Genomic DNA, 17,664 nt, shown 5'->3' on the forward strand with positions numbered 1-17,664 from the left:
GCTTCATTAGACTTTTCGAAGGAATTGTCTTCCAAATATTGTTAGGTAGAACTTACACACTGTGGTAAGATGTCATACCACGTAAGACCATTATTTTCCCCGATGAAATCAACCGATTTGGATGGGAAAGTATTTTTCTTAAAAATCCCCATTTAGATGAAGCACTTTTTCCAAAAAATTACCCTAACTTGCGATTTGGAATGCGGTCGATGTTGTCTAGCATAATGCCCGTCCCGATTGCAACGCAATCCATTGGGTTTTCGGCAACTAATACAGGGACCTTCAGCTCTTCCGCAAGCAGCATGTCGATGCCGTGCAGCAATGCTCCGCCGCCTGTTAAGATGACGCCGCGGTCGATGATGTCAGCAGAAAGCTCTGGTGGTGTGCGCTCAAGGACACTTTTTGCAGCTTGAACGATCACGGCAACCGATTCACGAAGGGCACCTTCGATTTCTTCAGACCGAACGGTAATCGTACGCGGCAGACCGCTCACCATGTCACGGCCACGAATTTCCATTTCCTCTGAACGAGACCCTGGGAAGACTGTGCCGATGTTGATTTTAATATTTTCTGATGTACGCTCACCGATCAAGAGCTTGTACTCGCGCTTGATGTAGCTTAGGATTTCCGCGTCGAACTTGTCGCCGGCCATTTTGATAGAGGAAGAAGTCACGATATCGCCCATTGAAAGCACTGCAACATCTGTCGTTCCTCCCCCGATGTCCACTACCATGTTCCCGCTTGGCTGGAAGATGTCCATTCCGGCGCCGATTGCCGCCACCTTCGGCTCTTCTTCCAAATAAATCTTCTTGCCGCCGCTCTTTTCGGCAGCTTCCCTGATAGCCTTTTGCTCAACACTTGTAATGTTTGTTGGGCAGCAGATCAGGATACGCGGCTTCGATAAAAAGCCCTTTACGTTTAACTTATTAATAAAATGCTTTAACATCGCTTCTGTTACATCAAAATCCGCAATCACGCCGTCTTTCAGCGGTCTGATGGCCACGATGTTCCCTGGTGTCCGGCCGACCATGCGGCGGGCTTCCTCACCAACTGCTAAAACACGATTTGTATTTTTGTCTATTGCCACGACGGAAGGTTCATTCAGTACAATTCCACGGCCTTTTACGTGAATCAGCACGTTGGCCGTTCCTAGGTCAATTCCAATATCCCTTGCAAACATTCTCTTTTCTTTCCTCCTTGGAAACCAAATCCACATACTTTTCCTAATTGTATATTGTATCATATTCATTAAAATTTCCATAACGATAACTTAAAAATTCGAAGACTTTTGTGGAAATGTGTCGGTATAGGAGGATTTTTTTTAAAAAGGGTCTATTGAACGACTCCCGGTAGAAAAAAAGGCTGCTTATTTAACAGCCTCTCCTTCCGCTTCTTCTTTTTGATATTTCATTTTTGTCGCCTCGCCGCCCCTGAGATGACGGATGGATTTATGATAATCTAATATTTCCTTAACCTCGTTTGCCAGCTCTGGATTAATTTCAGGCAGCCTCTCTGTCAAATCCTTATGGACTGTACTTTTGGATACGCCAAACTCCTTCGCAATCACGCGAACCGTTTTCCTCGTCTCCACGATATACTTTCCAATCTTGATAGTTCTCTCTTTGATGTAATCGTGCACACTCTCGCCCTCCCTAATATGGATGTGAGAAATGTGAAATGAGACCCGCTTATCACTTCGACGAATACTGCATCCGCACAATACAAATAATGTTATAGGTGCCTGACACCGTTTACACTATTACCACCATGCGGCAGAAAGTAATGTACTTTCTGATTATACTATGACTAATCATGTCCCCGACTGAATGTCCGTTAACTTCAAACGACTCTTCACCTCAAACACTCTCTTTGTAAAGGTTTGTAACCATTTTATTAGCTTGGATACGGGTTTATGCACAAAATCCACAAACAGGACAAGGCGTTCAGAAAGTTTTTTGAAAATAGGACAATTTTGCTTTTTTCGACATTCGGGGAAATCCAGGAATACCAAGGGTTTGCACATGGAAATAGTAATTGGCTGTGCTTATTTCCCGAGAAATTTGTCGAGCGAAAGATTGCGAATGAACGTTATTCTAACCAACTAATCATCACTTTTACTGCCTAAAGCAGGCCGCAATCTGACCATGACGGGCTCTCTTTGTTATCAGATTGGCATGGTTCTCCCCTTGTCTTTTTTTAAAATTATATATAATGTTCTTATGATGAATTCTATTGCAACGTTTGCAAGCTCATTCGCCAATTGCACATTTAGAAAGGACTGGTGACCGTGACGCCATTTACTGAAAAGGTCATTGAAATTATTCGCACGATCCCCGAGGGCAAGGTCATGACCTATGGCCAGATTGCCGGGCTCGCCGGAAGTCCCCGAGCTGCCAGGCAGGTCGTCCGGATTCTTCATTCGATGAGCCGGAAGCATCGCCTTCCGTGGCATCGTGTGATTAACGCGAAGGGGCAAATCGCCATCCAAGAGGATGAATCCTACAATGAGCAGTGGATGTCGCTTGAAGCAGAAGGGGTTCAAGTCGGTTTGAACGGGGTCATCGATTTGAAGAAATACAAATGGGAGCCTGAGTATTTTGGAAAATAGTTAGGAGTGCCGGTGTGTGTGGCATAGGCGTGGGAGTGGGCCTGGATTCACTTTAAGTGGTGTAAGTGGAGAGTTTTATATCGGAGTGATTCCAATCAGCGGATAACTCGCTTCAATCAGCGGATACGCTTCCCTTATCAACGCATAACGCTTTTCTTTTAGCAAAAGTGATTCCAATCAGCGGATAACTCGCTTCAATTAGCGGATACGGTTTCCTTATCAGCGCATAACGCTTTTCTATTAGCGAAAGTGGAGTCCAATCAGCGGATAGCTCGCTTCAATTAGCGGATACGCTTTCCTTATCAGCGCATAACGCTTTTCTATTAGCGAAAGTGAGTCCAATCAGCGGATAACTCGCTTCAATCAGCGGAAACGCTTTGCTTATCAGCGCATAACGCTCTTTCTATTAGCGAAAGTGGAGTCCAATCAGCGGATAGCTCGCTTCAATTAGCGGATAACATTCTTCCACCAGCGAACGTGAAATCCCGCTCCCTCTCTTCCCCCTCCGACACGCACTCTCTTTTAAATGAATGAGGTCTATAATTTCCCTAAAAAGAAAAAGCTTTACTTGTATCCCAAGCAAAGCTCACGGTTTACCATTACTATTTTTAACCCACACACCTAAAACCAGACACTACACTTCTATTTGATTTTCTCAAAAATATTTTTGACGAGTTTAACGGGGATTCCGGAACCGCCGCGGCCTTGGACGCCTTCCACCATCATAGCGACCATCAGGCTTGGCGACTCCGTGTTGTAGGCGATGAACCAGCCGTTTTCCACTCCGGCTTCGCCCTGCTTCTGCTTCATCTCCGCCGTCCCCGTCTTGCCCGCCAACGGATAGCCTGCTATTTCCGCGGCATGTGCCGTCCCAGCCGCGTCACCGACAACCTTTCGCAAATCCGCCGCAATCAACTCGGCATTCGCAGGAGATACTACCGCTTCCTTCCACACTTGGCCTTTCTCTTCATCCGCCAATAACACAGGCTTCATCATATTCCCGCCATTTCCGCTCACAAACGGCGTATACGACGCCAGCAAGTGCACAATGCTCATCTGAACCTGTCCCTGCCCATATCCCGAATCTGCCAGCGCAATGTCATTGCCAAGGGCACCGGTCACCGATTTCTCAAGCGGATACGTATACGCAATCTCCTCCTCAAAGCCAAACTTCTTCAGCCCGTCGGCAAACGGCCCCTTTCCCATTTTCAACGCCGCTTGGGCAAAATAAATATTGTCCGAGTAAACGAGGGCCCGCTCCAGATTCACCGGCTCTGTCCCCACATGCACCCGGGTCACGAAGTAGCCGCCCCACGATTGATCCTTTTGCCATTGCTTCCCAAGGATCGGCACGGCCTCCTCAGGCTTGATTGCCCCATTCGCCAGTCCAATTGCCGCCGTCAGCGGCTTCATCACCGAGCCCGGCGCATAGGCCTGCTTAAACCGCGTCAGCAGCGGCTGCTGCTTATCCTCCTGGAGCGCCTTCCACTCGTCTGCGGACATCCCAAGCGCCGCTTGATTTGGATCAAACGACGGGCTGCTGACAAGCGCCAGCGTCTCGCCAGTCACAGGATTCATCACGGCCGCTGTTCCAGTTTCAGCAGTACCTCCAGTTTCACCAGCACCAGCCGCCGTTCCGTCCGCGCCTCCTTCGCCTGCAGCACTAGCACCAGAACCACCTGAAATCTCGGCATACACTGCCGCCTGCACATCGGCGTCAATCGTCAGCTTGACATCCTTCCCATCTGCCACCGGCTTCTCCGCCAGCACCACATCTTTCTGAGACGCAGCCGTTTCACCAGTCTCCGATTCCGATCCGCCCGTTTCACCAGCCGCGCCCGTTTCCGCTGCCTTCTTCTTAATCACAATCTTCACGCCGCTCGTGCCCTTCAGCTGCTCATCCAGCACCTGCTCAAGCCCGCGCTTGCCAATCACATCCTGACTCGTATAGCCCTTGTCCTTCCGCTTCTCCAGCTCATCCGCTGTAATCGGCCCGACATAGCCCACAAGCGATGCCGCCGCCTCGCCGTAAGGATACACCCGCGCCTCGACCTTCCGCGTCTGCACCGGCTCAAGCGCAATCAACTGCGCAATCCGCTCCTGCTCGTCCATCGACACCTTCCGCAGCGGCACAAACAGCCCCGGCTTCACCCAGCTCGCCCCGAGCGCCTTATTAATCTGCTCCTTCGGTATCTTCAAAAGCGACGACAACGACTCCAGCACCGCCGCATCCAGCTCTCCGGCCACGACTCCAACCTCATACACCTGGCCATTCACCGCCAGCCCGTCCCCGTCGCGGTCGAGAATCTCCCCGCGTTTCGGCGCCACCGTACTCAGGCCGATCGTATCGCCCTCTTTCAATTCTGGAAAAATATACTCCGTATCCCAGTCGACATACCAGTTCTTCTTTTTGTCTCTTTCTTCCTCTTGCAACCTTGCTTTATGGGTAAATTGAATAGCTCCTGCGATACTGCTCATTTTTGCAGTAAAAGAATAGCTGGCTTCTTTCTCAGCCTTTTTATCCTTTTTTGGTTTTTTGAAGTTAATCTTGAGGTCATTAATCTGTAGGTCTTCGTAGATTTTTTGATAGCGGGTGGTAAATTCTTCTTCGGTGATCGTCTGTTTCGCATCTTTAGAAAGGTAATCATACATCTTATCAAACTTTTGCTTGTTCCAAAGGGCTATGTATTCGGACAATCGCTCCTCCGGCGTCGGTTCCTTGCTGCAGCCGGCAACCACCAATAGCAGGAACAGAATCGCTAGTATTTTTTTCAAAAAAATCCCTCCCTTTCTCCCCATTATAAACGTTTATGCTAGAAACAGGAAAAAATCCAGTCTATTTACTGGATTTATATAGAAATAATCGGATAGTCCTATTCTAGTGATTTTACAAAAACATTCACCATTTATTCATATTTTGTTCATAGATACGGGGTACAATATGTGTATTCACACTTAAAACCCCCTTTTAACATATCCGGCCTCTAGCCGGATATTTTTTTTCCAAAAAAAAAAGAGGAAAAGTATTCCCCTTCCCCTTTGGTACGATATTAAGAGTTTTTGTTTTCTTTAGAATTTGAAGAGTTGTCTTCCTTGTCGGTTGACTGTTCGTCATCCGTCGACTTCTCGATGTCTTCAAGCTTTTTTTGTTCTTTTTGGCTTGGAGTTTCGATAGATTTTTTGTCGTCAGTAACGTTTTCTTCCTGTAATGTGCTTAGCGGCTTGTCAAAGTAGCTTGTTGGATTAACCGCTACGCCGTCTTTGCGAATTTCAAAATGTACATGTGTTCCAGCTTTTTCATTGAACAAGCTTTGCCCAGCCTTGGCAATGACTTGGTTCTGTTTTACTTCTTCGCCAACCTTCACTTTTATCTCATTGACGGATTGATATTGTGTTACAATACCTTTGTCGTGTTCGATTTCGATGACATTCCCGAGGACTGCATCTTCTTCCACACGTGTAACGGTTCCGCTGAGTGATGCAAGAACATCAAACGTTTCGCCGTTTTTCGCTGTGATGTCGATCCCTTGGTTCGGCTCGTATCGGTTGTTATAGAATACTAATGCCGCTTCCTGATCTTCTGCTTTGCCTTGGAAATCATAGAATTTCACTTTTACGACAGCATCGTCTGCCGAAGCCACTGGCATTTTGAAGTTTTCGAATGGTTTGTTGACTTCAACTGCTGGTGTTTGGTTCTTTTTACCGGTAAGGTCCGTAGACTTGTAGTCGTACTTATCGGTGTTGCTGCTGCTCGCCTGATACCAAAGAACCCCGGTTAAAATGATTGCTGCACTTGCGATATAGATGGCTGGAAATACCCAACGCTTTTTGAAAAAGCGTTTTACGCTGGAACTTTGAGAAGATCGTTTGTTTTCTTCCTCTCTCATTTTCATCACCTCAGCAATCATTCTGAACAGATAAGTAGAATTATATACACTAGTCAAAAAATTTTTTTAAAACTTATTTTTCGACAGTGTGAATGATTTTATGCATGCTGGGTAAAAAAATTTTTTCAGGCGTGGAATAACAGGGGTTTTTCCCCATACTTATAGGAGGGACTTTTTATGAAAATTACGAAATGGGTGCTGCGTGTGCTGCCCGTTCTCTATATGGCTGCGATTTGGACGATGTCGAGCCTGCCCGCGGACCACTTTGTCCGGCTCCCGGATTCTACGATCGACCATACAATCAAGGAATCACTTCATTTAATAGAGTTCGCCATCTTGTATGTCCTGCTCGTACTCGCGTTTTTAACCCGGCGCCATTCGTTCACACCCGCGCTGAACATGGCCTGTGCCCTGATAGCCGCCCTTTACGGCGTAAGCGACGAAATCCACCAATCCTTCTATTCCTACCGCTCTGCCTCATGGTTTGACCTAGTAAAGGACTTTACCGGAATAGCCGTGTGCTACTATTTTATACGCGGGGCATTGTTTAAAAGGAAATTTGCGCGGCTGGCGGGAGTACTTAGGCGGTTTCGGGCGAATTAACTTTGTTTTTGCGCAATGACGAAGTTGGGTAAGGGAACTCGTTTTTGCGCTGCTTCGAAGAATTCAGCCGGAGTTCATTCGTGAATCCTAAGTCAGCACGATTGGGCGTTAAACCCAAAGAGAATGGTTTGGCGTATAAATTCTACTTTTATACTCTCCTGTAGCGGTTAAGTCCATGTTCTGGAGAAGGTAGTTTGCTACTCTAGGTGATGAAATATGTAAAAATTGCCGCAGCTCAGAGTTGGTAATTGTGGGCTTTATTAATAGAAAATGGTCGTTAACGGCGGGGATGTGTGCGGTTTTAGACTTGCAGCCACATTCGGGGCAATTCCAGGTGCCATATATATAGGTAATTGGTAAATGATCACATCTTGGACAAAAGACACCAGGAAGGATTTCGTGCTCCATGAGGTTGAAATGGTTCAGTATGTCAAGAATGTCAGGAGTATGATTGGTTAAAAGCAGCCGTTTTATTTTGCGCAAATCTTTCTGAACTAGTATCTCCTTCTTATTAAAATTCGCCGTTTGAGTGATTTTTTCTATCAATCCTTCACTATTGCATATGTATCGAAGAATTTGTTCGTTCCCATGTTCAATTTTGATCGTTGCTTTTTCGTTGCTGTTGACGAAAAGATAGTGGATCGGAAATGCTGGAAGATGATATTTTTGCAGCCACATATTTAATTTTAGCGCTTGAACTCTTGCCTGTAGGACCGGATTACTAATCCGTTGATTTTTAAGGGTGGTTTGATTGAGGTATTTTTGAAAAAAGTACTCTCCTGTTCGATTTTTCACTTCAACTACAAGCCCAAATGCGGTACATAATAGTAAAATATCTATTTGAAAAAAATAGCTGCCTAATTGAAGGCGAAGGTTGTGGAAGATATGATACTTTTCCTCGGGCAGCATGCTTAGATAGAAGATGAGTGATTTCTCTCCTTTGTATCCTGCCATCCAGTTGTTATATTCGGTTAATAGTGTCGGTCGGATGGGATGTGAGGGATCCAGGCGTGGGTCAAGTGCTTCGTACTGGTGAATTCTTACTGGAGGTAAACATTCTTTAGCTATCAACTCTGCATCATTCCTTTCTTTTTACTAAAAATTCCCCCTTCACCGCTAAAAACCTTCAAACATCGACACTATTCTTTGACTAATCTGTGAACATTATAACGGCTCACCCTTTTCAGATCCCCCTTGGGTAGAGTCCCGTCTCTTTATCGACGACTTTGAACCTTTTATCGACCACTTCCGACGGTTTATCGACGACTTTTCGAATTTTATCAACAACTTTGAAGCTTTTATCAACAACTTCTACACTTTTATCATCAACTCCACCATGTCCCCACCAAAAAGCCAGGCGATTAGCCTGGCATGGTCATTGTTTTCCTGATCCAATCCTCTTGCCATGCCCTTTTCAGATACCTCTTTTTAAGCTCCTAGCTCTTTATCGACGACTTTGAACCTTTTATCGACCACTTCCGACGGTTTATCGACGACTTTTCGAACTTTATCAACAACTTCTACACTTTTATCAACAACTCCACACTCCCCCCACCAAAAAGCCAGGCCCTCAAAAACCTGGCCTGGCTCAACTAGCTTATTTCTGTGCTGTTATCGTTGCGAGCATTGACTCCGCTGAAGTAATTTCGACACCTTGATAGTAGTGCTTCACAATTTCCTGATAATCCGAGCCTTCCTCCGCCATGCCGTTTGCGCCGTATTGGCTCATGCCAACGCCGTGACCGAAGCCTTTTGTTGTGACGACAATCGAGTCTCCCTTACGCTCCCAAGCAAAGTCGGACGACCTCAAATCAAGTTTTGTCCGGATATCCGGCCCTGATAAGACTTTTCCATTGAAGTCTACTTTTCCAACCCGCTTTCCGGTCGTGCGCTCAACAATTTTTCCAATTGTTGACCCCGCTCCTATTTTCACACCAAGCTTGGCTTCGAACTCTTTAACGGTCAATACTTTTTGACTCGAAAACTTCGGTGACTTTTTATCCCATGGACTTGATACGCTTCGTAGATAAGGGATATTGCCGGACCAGTAATCTTCAGAGTTCTCCGTGTAGCCGTTACCGGTGGAGAAAAACAGAGCATCGATCGGCTTTCCATCGTAGGTCAAGATTTGTCCGCTCGTCGCCCGGACGGCCTCTATTATTTTCCCCTTTTTCCAGCTGTAGTCCTTGCCCCAGTCTCTCCTCATTTCCTCATCGTTCTTATATACCTGATGGATTTGAGTATCCGTGACCTGAGCACCCTTTGGCACGCCCATCGTATCCTTACTTATTAATTTGTTCACGATATACGTCCTTGCCGCCAGCGCCTGAGCCTTTAGGGCTTCCTCCTTAAATTCTGCAGGCATTTCTGCCGCTACAACCCCAACAAGGTAATCTTCAAATGGGACTTTTTCAATGACTTTCTTTGAGGAACGGAACACAGCCACATCTACTGCTGTCTCTGAGTCTGCGGTAGAGGCCGCCTTCGCATCTTTCGTTTTAGCAGAGGCTTTCGTTATATCCTCTCCTAATTTTCCGCTCGCCTGATGCTTATCCGCAAACGGCAGCACGAGCACAGTGGGTACAATGAGGGTTAGGGCAAAAAGAATTGATGCTAGTAGGATGAGTGGTTTGATTTTATTCATGATTGTGCCTCCAGTTTGTAAATTCGCACCCGGCACCGACCCGCGCCGAGATGCGTCTCCATTCATACATATGGAAGCGGACAAGCATTTATTACAGATTTTTTTAATCGTAAATAAAGGAACAATTTATTAGTTATGGTGGTGTTTAAATTCATCAAACAGCATAGTTTTGTTAAATAAGACATAAAAAATCATCCATTTAATAATAAATAGATGATTGCTTTTTTAAGAATTATTATTTATGATTTTTCTAAAAATAAATCCGATTATTACCCCTGGAAAGACAAACAAAATTAGATTGTATATTTATCAAAAATTCAAGCATCAAAAAAACAGTGCCTTTAAAATACTTTCCGTTTAAATATTGTCCAAATCCAGGAAGTGCGATGCTCCATATTAGTTCACTCAAGATTCCCCAGCAATTGTTTTTACTGCACTTCTTTTGCAATTTCCTTTCTATTAGGAGCAAGTGGTGGTTGTTCTAACCATTTATTTTGTACCATTAAATTAAACCATTTCTTTGTCACCAGTAGATTTTGTAGAATAGTGCTTTCATAAGCAGCTACAAGGTCTGTCCGCATGGATGCTGCTAACCCTGCTCCATGATAGTTTTGTGCAGCTTGAAACAAGAATCCAATATGATACAGCATTAATTTATCAGAAAAAGGGGAGTCCGTTGATGTTGTCACTTCTGTTTCCCACGATTTCGGAACAGGCAAATTATCGGTTTGCATGATTTTTGTAAATGCTTTAATTTGACCATCAGCCGTATTTTCAGAATCAGTTAAAAACTTTCTTACTTCTTTGGTTTGAGCGACTTGGCTGAATGCGATGGAGAGGGTTTTAGCCATAATACTTTTTTTAATGTTGAGAGAAATACTAATGATTTCTGTTGCTGCTAATTTTCTTCCCTTTCCGAAAAAACCATCGATAAAATCTTGTCCAGATATATATTCAGGAGTTTTGGCAGGATAAAACAAAGGGTCTCTCTGAAAACTTCCCTTCTCAAGCAATAACTCAATGGTTTGATGATACATTTTTTTCGCATCGTTATCGCATGAGTCATAAAAATCCCTCAAGTCTTTTCGAACAGAAACAGCTAATGCAGTGCTGTGCCCTAACAATCCATGTAGGGTCATGATATGTAAATAATTCAGGCAAAAGATATCGGTGAATAATCTCGGTTTATCTTTAAAGAGATCTGATTCAGTAAAACCAATGGGAACGGGAAATCCCTCATTCTCTATAAAGATTACGATTTGCTGCTTTTGTTTACTGAATGTCTTTATTGCATCCTCAAAAATAGCTTTAATTGCCGCGTCTTCAATAATTGAGACCATATATCTATTTACCACATCTGTCATTGTACCGTTCACATACTCTTCCCACAGAGTTCCTATTTCGGAGGAAGTGAGCTTTAATTTATTCTCATCCACACTATCACCTCTTGGATATTATTTACTAATTCAATAAGAGATATGATTAACAAAAAAAGGCAAACATATTCCTATGCTCACCTTTTTCTATATGTGTTTTAGTTTTTTGCACCTTACAAGTAAAAACCCGATAGAATGCAATTAGGTTGGTCTGATATCAGACCACCTATTACCGCATCGTATCGGGATTCTTTCTTAAATATTTATTAGGCATTCATGTCCGAAACATATTTGTCGACTTTAACAAAGATTTCGTCTGCTTCCTTCACACGTTCGATGTCGGCGCCTAACCCTGCCAACTTGCCGTGGAAGTTCACGTAACCGCGGTCCAAGTGTTTCAACTCCGTCACGCGTGTCACACCTTCAGACACTAAACCAGTTAAAATCAACGCTGCCGCTGCGCGAAGGTCTGTCGCAGACACTTCAGCACCTTGCATATTTGAAGGACCATGTAAAATAACGGAACGGCCTTCAATCTTAATATCCGCATTCATGCGGCGGAATTCCTCGACGTGCATGAAACGGTTCTCGAATACCGTCTCCGTTATCATCGAAGTTCCATCAGCACGAAGCAAGAGCGCCATCATTTGCGACTGCATATCCGTCGGGAAGCCTGGATGCGGCATCGTTTTAATGTCGACCGCCTTCAACCGCTCAGGACCGATGACGCGAACGCCATCCTCTTCCTCAGAAATCTCTACACCCATCTCTTCCATTTTTGCAATCAAAGAAGATAAGTGTTCCGGAACCGCACCCTGCACCAACACATTTCCGCCGGTGATCGCTGCAGCTACCATAAACGTACCTGCCTCGATGCGGTCAGGAATAATCGCATGATCCGCGCCAAATAATACATCCACGCCCTCAATTCGAAGAGTACCCGTGCCGGCACCTTTCACGCGAGCGCCCATTTTATTCAAGAAATTTGCCAAATCTACAATCTCTGGTTCTTTTGCGACGTTCTCGATGATTGTCGTACCCTGTGCAAGGGTCGCAGCCATCATAATGTTTTCGGTTGCACCAACACTCGGGAAATCCAAGTAAATCTTGGCACCTTTCAAGCGGCCATCAACCTCCGCTTCAATAAAGCCATTTCCTACCTTCACCTTTGCACCCATGGCCTCAAAGCCCTTTAGATGCTGGTCAATCGGACGAGATCCAATCGCACAACCGCCAGGCAAAGCAACACGAGCCCGGCCGTTACGTGCAAGTAACGATCCCATGACAAGAACAGACGCACGCATTTTGCGAACGTATTCGAATGGCGCTTCATCTTTCAACACTCTAGATGCATCAACAACAACTGTATTATTGTCAAATACCACTTCAGCATTTAAGTTGCGTAAAACTTCATTAATTGTAAATACATCGGAGAGTGTAGGTACATCACGAATTACACTTTTTCCATCACTTGCTAATAATGTTGCAGCGAGTACAGGCAGCACGGCATTTTTTGCACCTTCAACTTTTACCGTTCCATAAAGCCTTTGTCCGCCGCGGACGATGATCTTTTCCAAGAGTATTCCCCTCCGCGTCCATTTTCTCTATATTAATATTCAATCGTAATGATTGGTGTGCCAACTACAACAGTAGTCTTTGCGCCCAATCCTTCGGAGCGTATGCCAATTTGCAAATTCATGTTATTTTTTTGATTATCTATGAAGCCTGTAAACATAGGCGATGTCGCCGAAACAGACATGAATGTCTCCTCTTTTAACGCTTCGATTTCTTCAGCATTAAAACCAGACAGTAAACTTTCTACTGCTATGGGTAAAGCCGTATCAATCTTATCACTGAAAACGCCCTTCATACAAGAGAAAACTGTTGGTTTTCCTCGAAATATGTCGGATAGCCTACTTTTCAATTCATTACTAGTAAAATAAGCCTCTTCCGCCTTATTCCACTCGTTGCCACTGACACTATATACTATATACGCACTAACAGGTTGTTTTGTGTGGGTTGCCATGATTTGAAGCATTTCTTTGTGGTGTTTAGTTGGAGAAACTGCTGTCACTTCCCATTTTTGGCTCGTGTTCGTTTCAGACCACTCCCAATCGGGAAACTTTTCCTGAAGCCTGCGTGCGTATTCCTGTACTTCCTGCACACTTTTCAACTCGGTCACATGCTCCCGTGCATAAAAAGACCAATCCGTGAGCAAAATATCATCGGCTTGCAATACAGCACCAATTTTCGCCAAGTCGCCAGTACCTTTTGGAAAAATCGACAAGCTGCCGCCCGCATTTTTTTTCGCATCCACCGGAATTGAGCCAACATCCGTTTTGGAAAAAAGGCCTTTGCCGGCTGTTTCAGCGCGAGTTGCTTCAGTCGTACGGCTTCCAATAACAACCAGGATCAAACATAAAAGTGAAATCATATAAAAATGAGTCGTGCCATTTCTTTTCATCTCTCTACTCCCCCTTACTACCATTGTTGCCAGGCAGAGAGAGAGCAATACTTGGGAAATGTCGTCACTTTTAGACAAGTTTCAAACTTTAAGCTTACATCAGTAAAAATCTTTGCTATTCAGTTCCAAATTTGGGACACCCTTAGCTTTCCACATAAACTCGATTGTACTCAAAATATCCGCAAAAGGAAACATGCACGAAGACCTAAATTTTTACCAATTTTAGAACCATGGGGACGGGTCTCCTGAATCTAAAAGCCAAGGAAAAGCCATGAGGACGGGTCTTCTGGTCGCATTTTTCAACTAAATATCAGTGGCAGTTGTCTAGACCATTGGAGGTAATCAAGGAAAAAGTTACTAACAGATGATCCGATGAAAATTGCTAATAATATGTACAGTAGTCGCGCCTGCATCACATGGTTTGGCTTTAGCAGCTTATCCAGGCGAATCGCCTGCAATGCCCACCAGGAAATCGCAATAAACACCAAATGTGACATGATGCTGACTAGCGCAATCTGACCAAAGTCATTTATCATTCTGCTGCCTCCTTTTTGGCACAGCTCCTCGTAAACTGCCTAACGGCAAGTTTTCATTAATTCCAATGACCATTCTACCACATAGACGGATAAAAGTCCTGAAAGTTTCCTTTTTGGTAAAATTTTGGAAAATTCAAATAAAGTACGCCTGCCTATGCCCCATTATAAGCAATTAGCTGCCTAAACACCGTTCGCAACCCCGTTAACGGTGTTTAGGCAGCTAAGAAACGCACCATTATGCTTCATTCCAAACCCTATATAAATTTAGCGGCACATACACTTTGTCCCCATGGATTTCGCGGTGAATGATCGGTTCCACGAATTGCTGCTCCTGGCTGGAATGCCGTCCCACTTTATGTCTCACGGTTGCACGAACCCCCAATATTTTTTCCATACTTAACTTTGAATACTTCATCTTGTTTCTCCTCCTTTTATTTTGGTTGTACCGACGGGGCTTCCGCCAACTTGATCCGGATTTCCGCCAACTTTTCCATTCATTCCGCCAAGCTCATCACTATTTCCGCCAAACCCTTTTTATCTAACGAGCCCCCAAGGCGGGGGCCCGTTGTTAGTTTGTTAACAGCCACGTTTCAGACTAGGCGGATTTTGATGCGACGACTACGACTCTACCTTGGTCTAATTCTTCTTCATAGCGCTCGGCTTCCGCTTTGGATAATCCCAGTGATTCCAGCTTCGAGCGCAGTTCATCGCCCCGGGTTCGGAAGACATTAGCAACTGCGTCCAATACACCTTGTTCAGAGACCCCAATGTCTTGAATGTCCAGCGAATCCGTCAGATCCTCGGAGCGGCCTTTGTCGTGTGCCAATAAATAAATCTCATCCTTTGTGAACCCCTGCATAATGAATTGGTCAATTTCCCGTCTTGCTTCTACACCATTTTCAACAACTTTTACATGTTCCATTTTCATTCCTCCTCATTTTGTTTCTCGTTCTATTGGGTATATAACCGCTTCTTGAAAAACTAAAACATAAAAAATGAAAAAGGGTGTTTTATATGAAAGACAACGTTTTTAAGGTTACTAACTTGCGCGACGTGGGTATATAAAAAAATATTATTAATCGGAGGTGTTTATTTATATGAAGAAACTGGTTTGTAAATATTGTGGGAATGCTGAATTTTATGTATTAAATGTAAATGAAACGCTTTGTAAATGCGGAGTACGCTTGACTAAGCTGAGTGATTATCGCAGTGCACCCAAACCGAATAAAGAGCAAAAACGTCAAGCAGACGCCATCTCAAGAGTCAGTTTATTAAAAAGGGAAATTGACAAATGCCTCGACGAACGTGATGAAGAACGATTTAATAAGTTAACTTATGAATTACGCGTGCACCAGCATTATTTAAGCGACCCGAAGGAACACTTGAAAAAGCGACTTGAAACCGGTGGACAGACCCCCGGCGAAGTAACGCGGTAATGCAGCGGAGATCTTCCCCCGGATAAGCGAGGTTTATTTTTCGCAAGACCGGGTAATCAAACAATATAGTTACTAAAAAAAAGGAGAGATTGATTATGGGATTTATTTGGTCATTAATTATTGGAGGAGTCATCGGCTGGCTGGCCGGAATGATTATTGGGCGTGACGTACCTGGAGGCATTATCGGTAATATTATCGCTGGTTTTATCGGCGCATGGCTTGGATCGTTATTATTGGGCGGCTGGGGACCTGTCATCGGCGGATTCTACTTTATTCCGGCCCTCATTGGTGCGATTGCCCTCGTCTTCATCCTAAGCCTCATCCTCAAAGGGTTTAAACGCACAGCCTAACAGATTCATATCTTGTCACTAAAAAATGGCTCAGTTCCAAATTTGAACTGAGCCATTTTTTTATATTCAATTTCCTTGAGGGGCTTCATGCTTCAATGGGTTCCCGCCCGCCTCTTTTCTTTCCACTTCAGACCCTTCCCTCCTGAATTCGCTTGCGAAACTGGACGGCTGACAGTAACTTAAATCCTCTTAGCGTGGGAATCATAGCTTCTAGCATCGCGACCGCCTCTTCCTTTTTTCCGTCACAAACGGCTTGATCCACTTCAAGCATTTTCAATAGGAATGGATCCTTTATCTTTTCCCGATATTGCTTGAGGGCCGCGGCGTCGTCTTCATACATTGCGATATTGGCCAAGACATACCACTTTGATTTATTTTCGCCCATTTGCCCCGACAGTTCTTTTGCTTTTCCAAATTGCTTTTGCTCCATGAGCAGCATGGTTTCAGCGAGCCTTTTCATTTTTCCTGAGCGGATGTTCCCTATTGCTTTCTCCGCTGTCGGCAAATCATTATTCAGCAGATAATAAAGAAATTGCATATACGGCCGTTTCGACTTCTTTAAAAAATTCATCATTTTTTCCGTGTCCCTGCCGAATAAAAGCGGGATTCGAAACAGGAAAAAGACAATTACGACAACCACGACGCTGTACATAATCCAGATCGAAACCTGGAAAAATCCCATCAAAAAGGCAAAAATCAAAACGAACAGCAATAACCAAATCATAAAATCCTCCACCAACAAGCTTTTATTCTTACTTTACCACACCCCAATGAAACCACGCTAAAAAAAAATGCCATCCCCCGCGCCGGAAACCGCGGGAAATGACCCCTTACCATAGTATGGGTGAGCTACTTCACGATAAATCCCTTCGTGCAACCGAACTTCCTCTACCTTACCCCTTCCGATAAATCCGCTCCTGCGGATGAAATTCCTCGTAGTGCATGCCTTTTGGCATAAACAGAATGGATTCCTTGCTGCCGAGTCCGATGAAACCGCCCTCGGCCAGGCTGTTGTACATTAACGCGTGGACTTGCTGCTGCAGGTCATTATCAAAATAGATCATGACGTTGCGGCAGAGAATCACGTGAAATTCATTAAACGAGCCGTCCGTTACCAGATTATGCTGGGCGAAGATCAGATTTTCTTCCAAAATCGGATGAAAATAGGCAAATTGATGGTCGGTCGTGTAGTACTCGGAAAAAGCCTTTTTGCCGCCGGCTTTCAAGTAATTTTTCGTATATTGCTGCATTTTTTTGAGCGGAAATGCCCTCGTTTGCGCTGCAGTCAGCGCCTTTTCATTCATATCGGTTGCATAAATCGTCGTCCGGTCCGCCAGCCCTTCCTCATGCAACAAGATGGCCATCGAATAGACCTCCTCGCCTGTCGCGCAGCCGGCGTGCCAAATGCGAATCTGCGGCAGTTCTCTCAATAAAGGCACGACATCGTTGCGAAAGGCGGAAAAGAAATCCGGGTCGCGGTACATTTCTGTCATCCGGATGGACAAATCATTCAGCAAGCGTTCCAAGTAACCTGGTTCGTGAAGTACTTTATCCAATAAAGCTGTAATCGTCGGCAGCTGCTCGGCCTTCATGCGATTCATAATCCGTCTGCGTAAGGATGCGCGTACGTAGCCGCGGAAGTCGTAGCCATACTTTTGATAAAGCCCCTCAATCAGTAAATTAATTTCAATCTCTTGAAGTTCATCCAGCACCAACGGCTCTGTTTCTGTAATTAATTCTGACTGAGGATGGGTAAAGAT

General features: G+C 44.6%; 18 protein-coding genes. 4 read left to right on the forward strand and 14 right to left on the reverse strand.

The annotated features are described in order from the left end of the window. Positions 1–178 precede the first annotated feature (178 nt). Complete coding sequence (locus FAY30_RS24645; RefSeq protein ID WP_149872863.1) at positions 179–1,180, reverse strand: rod shape-determining protein; 1,002 nt, start codon at positions 1,178–1,180, stop codon at positions 179–181. 186 nt (positions 1,181–1,366) lie between these two features. Next, positions 1,367–1,639, reverse strand: coding sequence for a sporulation transcriptional regulator SpoIIID (spoIIID, locus tag FAY30_RS24650; protein WP_149872315.1), 273 nt, complete (start codon positions 1,637–1,639; stop codon positions 1,367–1,369). 648 nt (positions 1,640–2,287) lie between these two features. Here spoIIID and FAY30_RS24655 point away from each other — a divergent pair. Next, complete coding sequence (locus FAY30_RS24655) at positions 2,288–2,608, forward strand: MGMT family protein (RefSeq protein WP_149872316.1); 321 nt, start codon at positions 2,288–2,290, stop codon at positions 2,606–2,608. Positions 2,609–3,250: 642 nt separating this feature from the next. Here FAY30_RS24655 and FAY30_RS24660 read toward each other — a convergent pair. Both FAY30_RS24660 and FAY30_RS24665 read right to left on the reverse strand, forming a co-directional pair. After that, on the reverse strand, positions 3,251–5,383 hold the full coding sequence (locus FAY30_RS24660) for a penicillin-binding transpeptidase domain-containing protein (RefSeq protein ID WP_149872317.1): 2,133 nt from the start codon (positions 5,381–5,383) through the stop codon (positions 3,251–3,253). A 275-nt stretch (positions 5,384–5,658) separates the two neighbouring features. Beyond that, complete coding sequence (locus tag FAY30_RS24665; RefSeq protein ID WP_149872864.1) at positions 5,659–6,495, reverse strand: stage II sporulation protein SpoIIQ; 837 nt, start codon at positions 6,493–6,495, stop codon at positions 5,659–5,661. A gap of 177 nt (positions 6,496–6,672) precedes the next feature. On the opposite strand from FAY30_RS24665, the gene FAY30_RS24670 reads away from it, so the two are divergent. Further along, positions 6,673–7,098: a VanZ family protein gene (locus tag FAY30_RS24670; protein ID WP_149872318.1), complete on the forward strand. Its 426-nt coding sequence runs from the start codon at positions 6,673–6,675 to the stop codon at positions 7,096–7,098. 108 nt (positions 7,099–7,206) lie between these two features. Here FAY30_RS24670 and FAY30_RS24675 read toward each other — a convergent pair whose 3' ends face one another. From FAY30_RS24675 to FAY30_RS24710, 8 genes are all read right to left on the reverse strand, one after another. Beyond that, on the reverse strand, positions 7,207–8,169 hold the full coding sequence (locus FAY30_RS24675; protein WP_149872319.1) for a nuclease-related domain-containing protein: 963 nt from the start codon (positions 8,167–8,169) through the stop codon (positions 7,207–7,209). A 526-nt stretch (positions 8,170–8,695) separates the two neighbouring features. Next, the gene (gene spoIID, locus FAY30_RS24680; protein ID WP_149872320.1) at positions 8,696–9,742 is read right to left on the reverse strand and encodes a stage II sporulation protein D; all 1,047 of its coding nucleotides are present in this window, start codon (positions 9,740–9,742) and stop codon (positions 8,696–8,698) included. A 428-nt stretch (positions 9,743–10,170) separates the two neighbouring features. Then, the gene (locus FAY30_RS24685; RefSeq protein ID WP_149872321.1) at positions 10,171–11,178 is read right to left on the reverse strand and encodes a DUF3231 family protein; all 1,008 of its coding nucleotides are present in this window, start codon (positions 11,176–11,178) and stop codon (positions 10,171–10,173) included. A 206-nt stretch (positions 11,179–11,384) separates the two neighbouring features. Next, positions 11,385–12,695, reverse strand: a complete 1,311-nt coding sequence (gene murA, locus FAY30_RS24690) for a UDP-N-acetylglucosamine 1-carboxyvinyltransferase (RefSeq protein WP_149872322.1) — start codon at positions 12,693–12,695, stop codon at positions 11,385–11,387. 32 nt (positions 12,696–12,727) lie between these two features. Then, positions 12,728–13,582, reverse strand: a complete 855-nt coding sequence (locus FAY30_RS24695) for a YwmB family TATA-box binding protein (RefSeq protein ID WP_149872323.1) — start codon at positions 13,580–13,582, stop codon at positions 12,728–12,730. Positions 13,583–13,881: 299 nt separating this feature from the next. After that, entirely contained in the window at positions 13,882–14,118 is a 237-nt protein-coding gene (locus tag FAY30_RS24700; RefSeq protein WP_149872324.1) for a DUF1146 family protein, read from the reverse strand. Positions 14,119–14,353: 235 nt separating this feature from the next. Continuing rightward, positions 14,354–14,533 (reverse strand): hypothetical protein, encoded by a 180-nt coding sequence (locus tag FAY30_RS24705; RefSeq protein ID WP_149872325.1) that lies wholly within the window; start codon positions 14,531–14,533, stop codon positions 14,354–14,356. A 180-nt stretch (positions 14,534–14,713) separates the two neighbouring features. Beyond that, positions 14,714–15,040 carry a YflT domain-containing protein gene (locus FAY30_RS24710; RefSeq protein WP_149872326.1) on the reverse strand — a complete coding sequence of 109 codons (327 nt, stop codon included), beginning with the start codon at positions 15,038–15,040 and terminating at the stop codon, positions 14,714–14,716. A gap of 175 nt (positions 15,041–15,215) precedes the next feature. Between FAY30_RS24710 and FAY30_RS24715 the strand changes: the two genes are divergently transcribed. Both FAY30_RS24715 and FAY30_RS24720 read left to right on the forward strand, forming a co-directional pair. Next, a complete protein-coding gene (locus FAY30_RS24715; protein WP_149872327.1) occupies positions 15,216–15,554 on the forward strand; it encodes an IDEAL domain-containing protein in 339 nt (112 codons plus the stop codon). 95 nt (positions 15,555–15,649) lie between these two features. Next, the gene (locus FAY30_RS24720) at positions 15,650–15,904 is read left to right on the forward strand and encodes a GlsB/YeaQ/YmgE family stress response membrane protein (RefSeq protein WP_149872328.1); all 255 of its coding nucleotides are present in this window, start codon (positions 15,650–15,652) and stop codon (positions 15,902–15,904) included. Between the two features lie 127 nt (positions 15,905–16,031). On the opposite strand, the gene FAY30_RS24725 is transcribed toward FAY30_RS24720, so the two are convergent. Then, positions 16,032–16,628, reverse strand: a complete 597-nt coding sequence (locus tag FAY30_RS24725) for a hypothetical protein (protein ID WP_149872329.1) — start codon at positions 16,626–16,628, stop codon at positions 16,032–16,034. 169 nt (positions 16,629–16,797) lie between these two features. Then, positions 16,798–17,637: a CheR family methyltransferase gene (locus FAY30_RS24730; RefSeq protein ID WP_190284959.1), complete on the reverse strand. Its 840-nt coding sequence runs from the start codon at positions 17,635–17,637 to the stop codon at positions 16,798–16,800. Positions 17,638–17,664 lie beyond the last annotated feature (27 nt).

The sequence above is a fragment of the Bacillus sp. S3 genome (assembly GCF_005154805.1).
GTDB lineage: Bacteria > Bacillota > Bacilli > Bacillales > Cytobacillaceae > Neobacillus.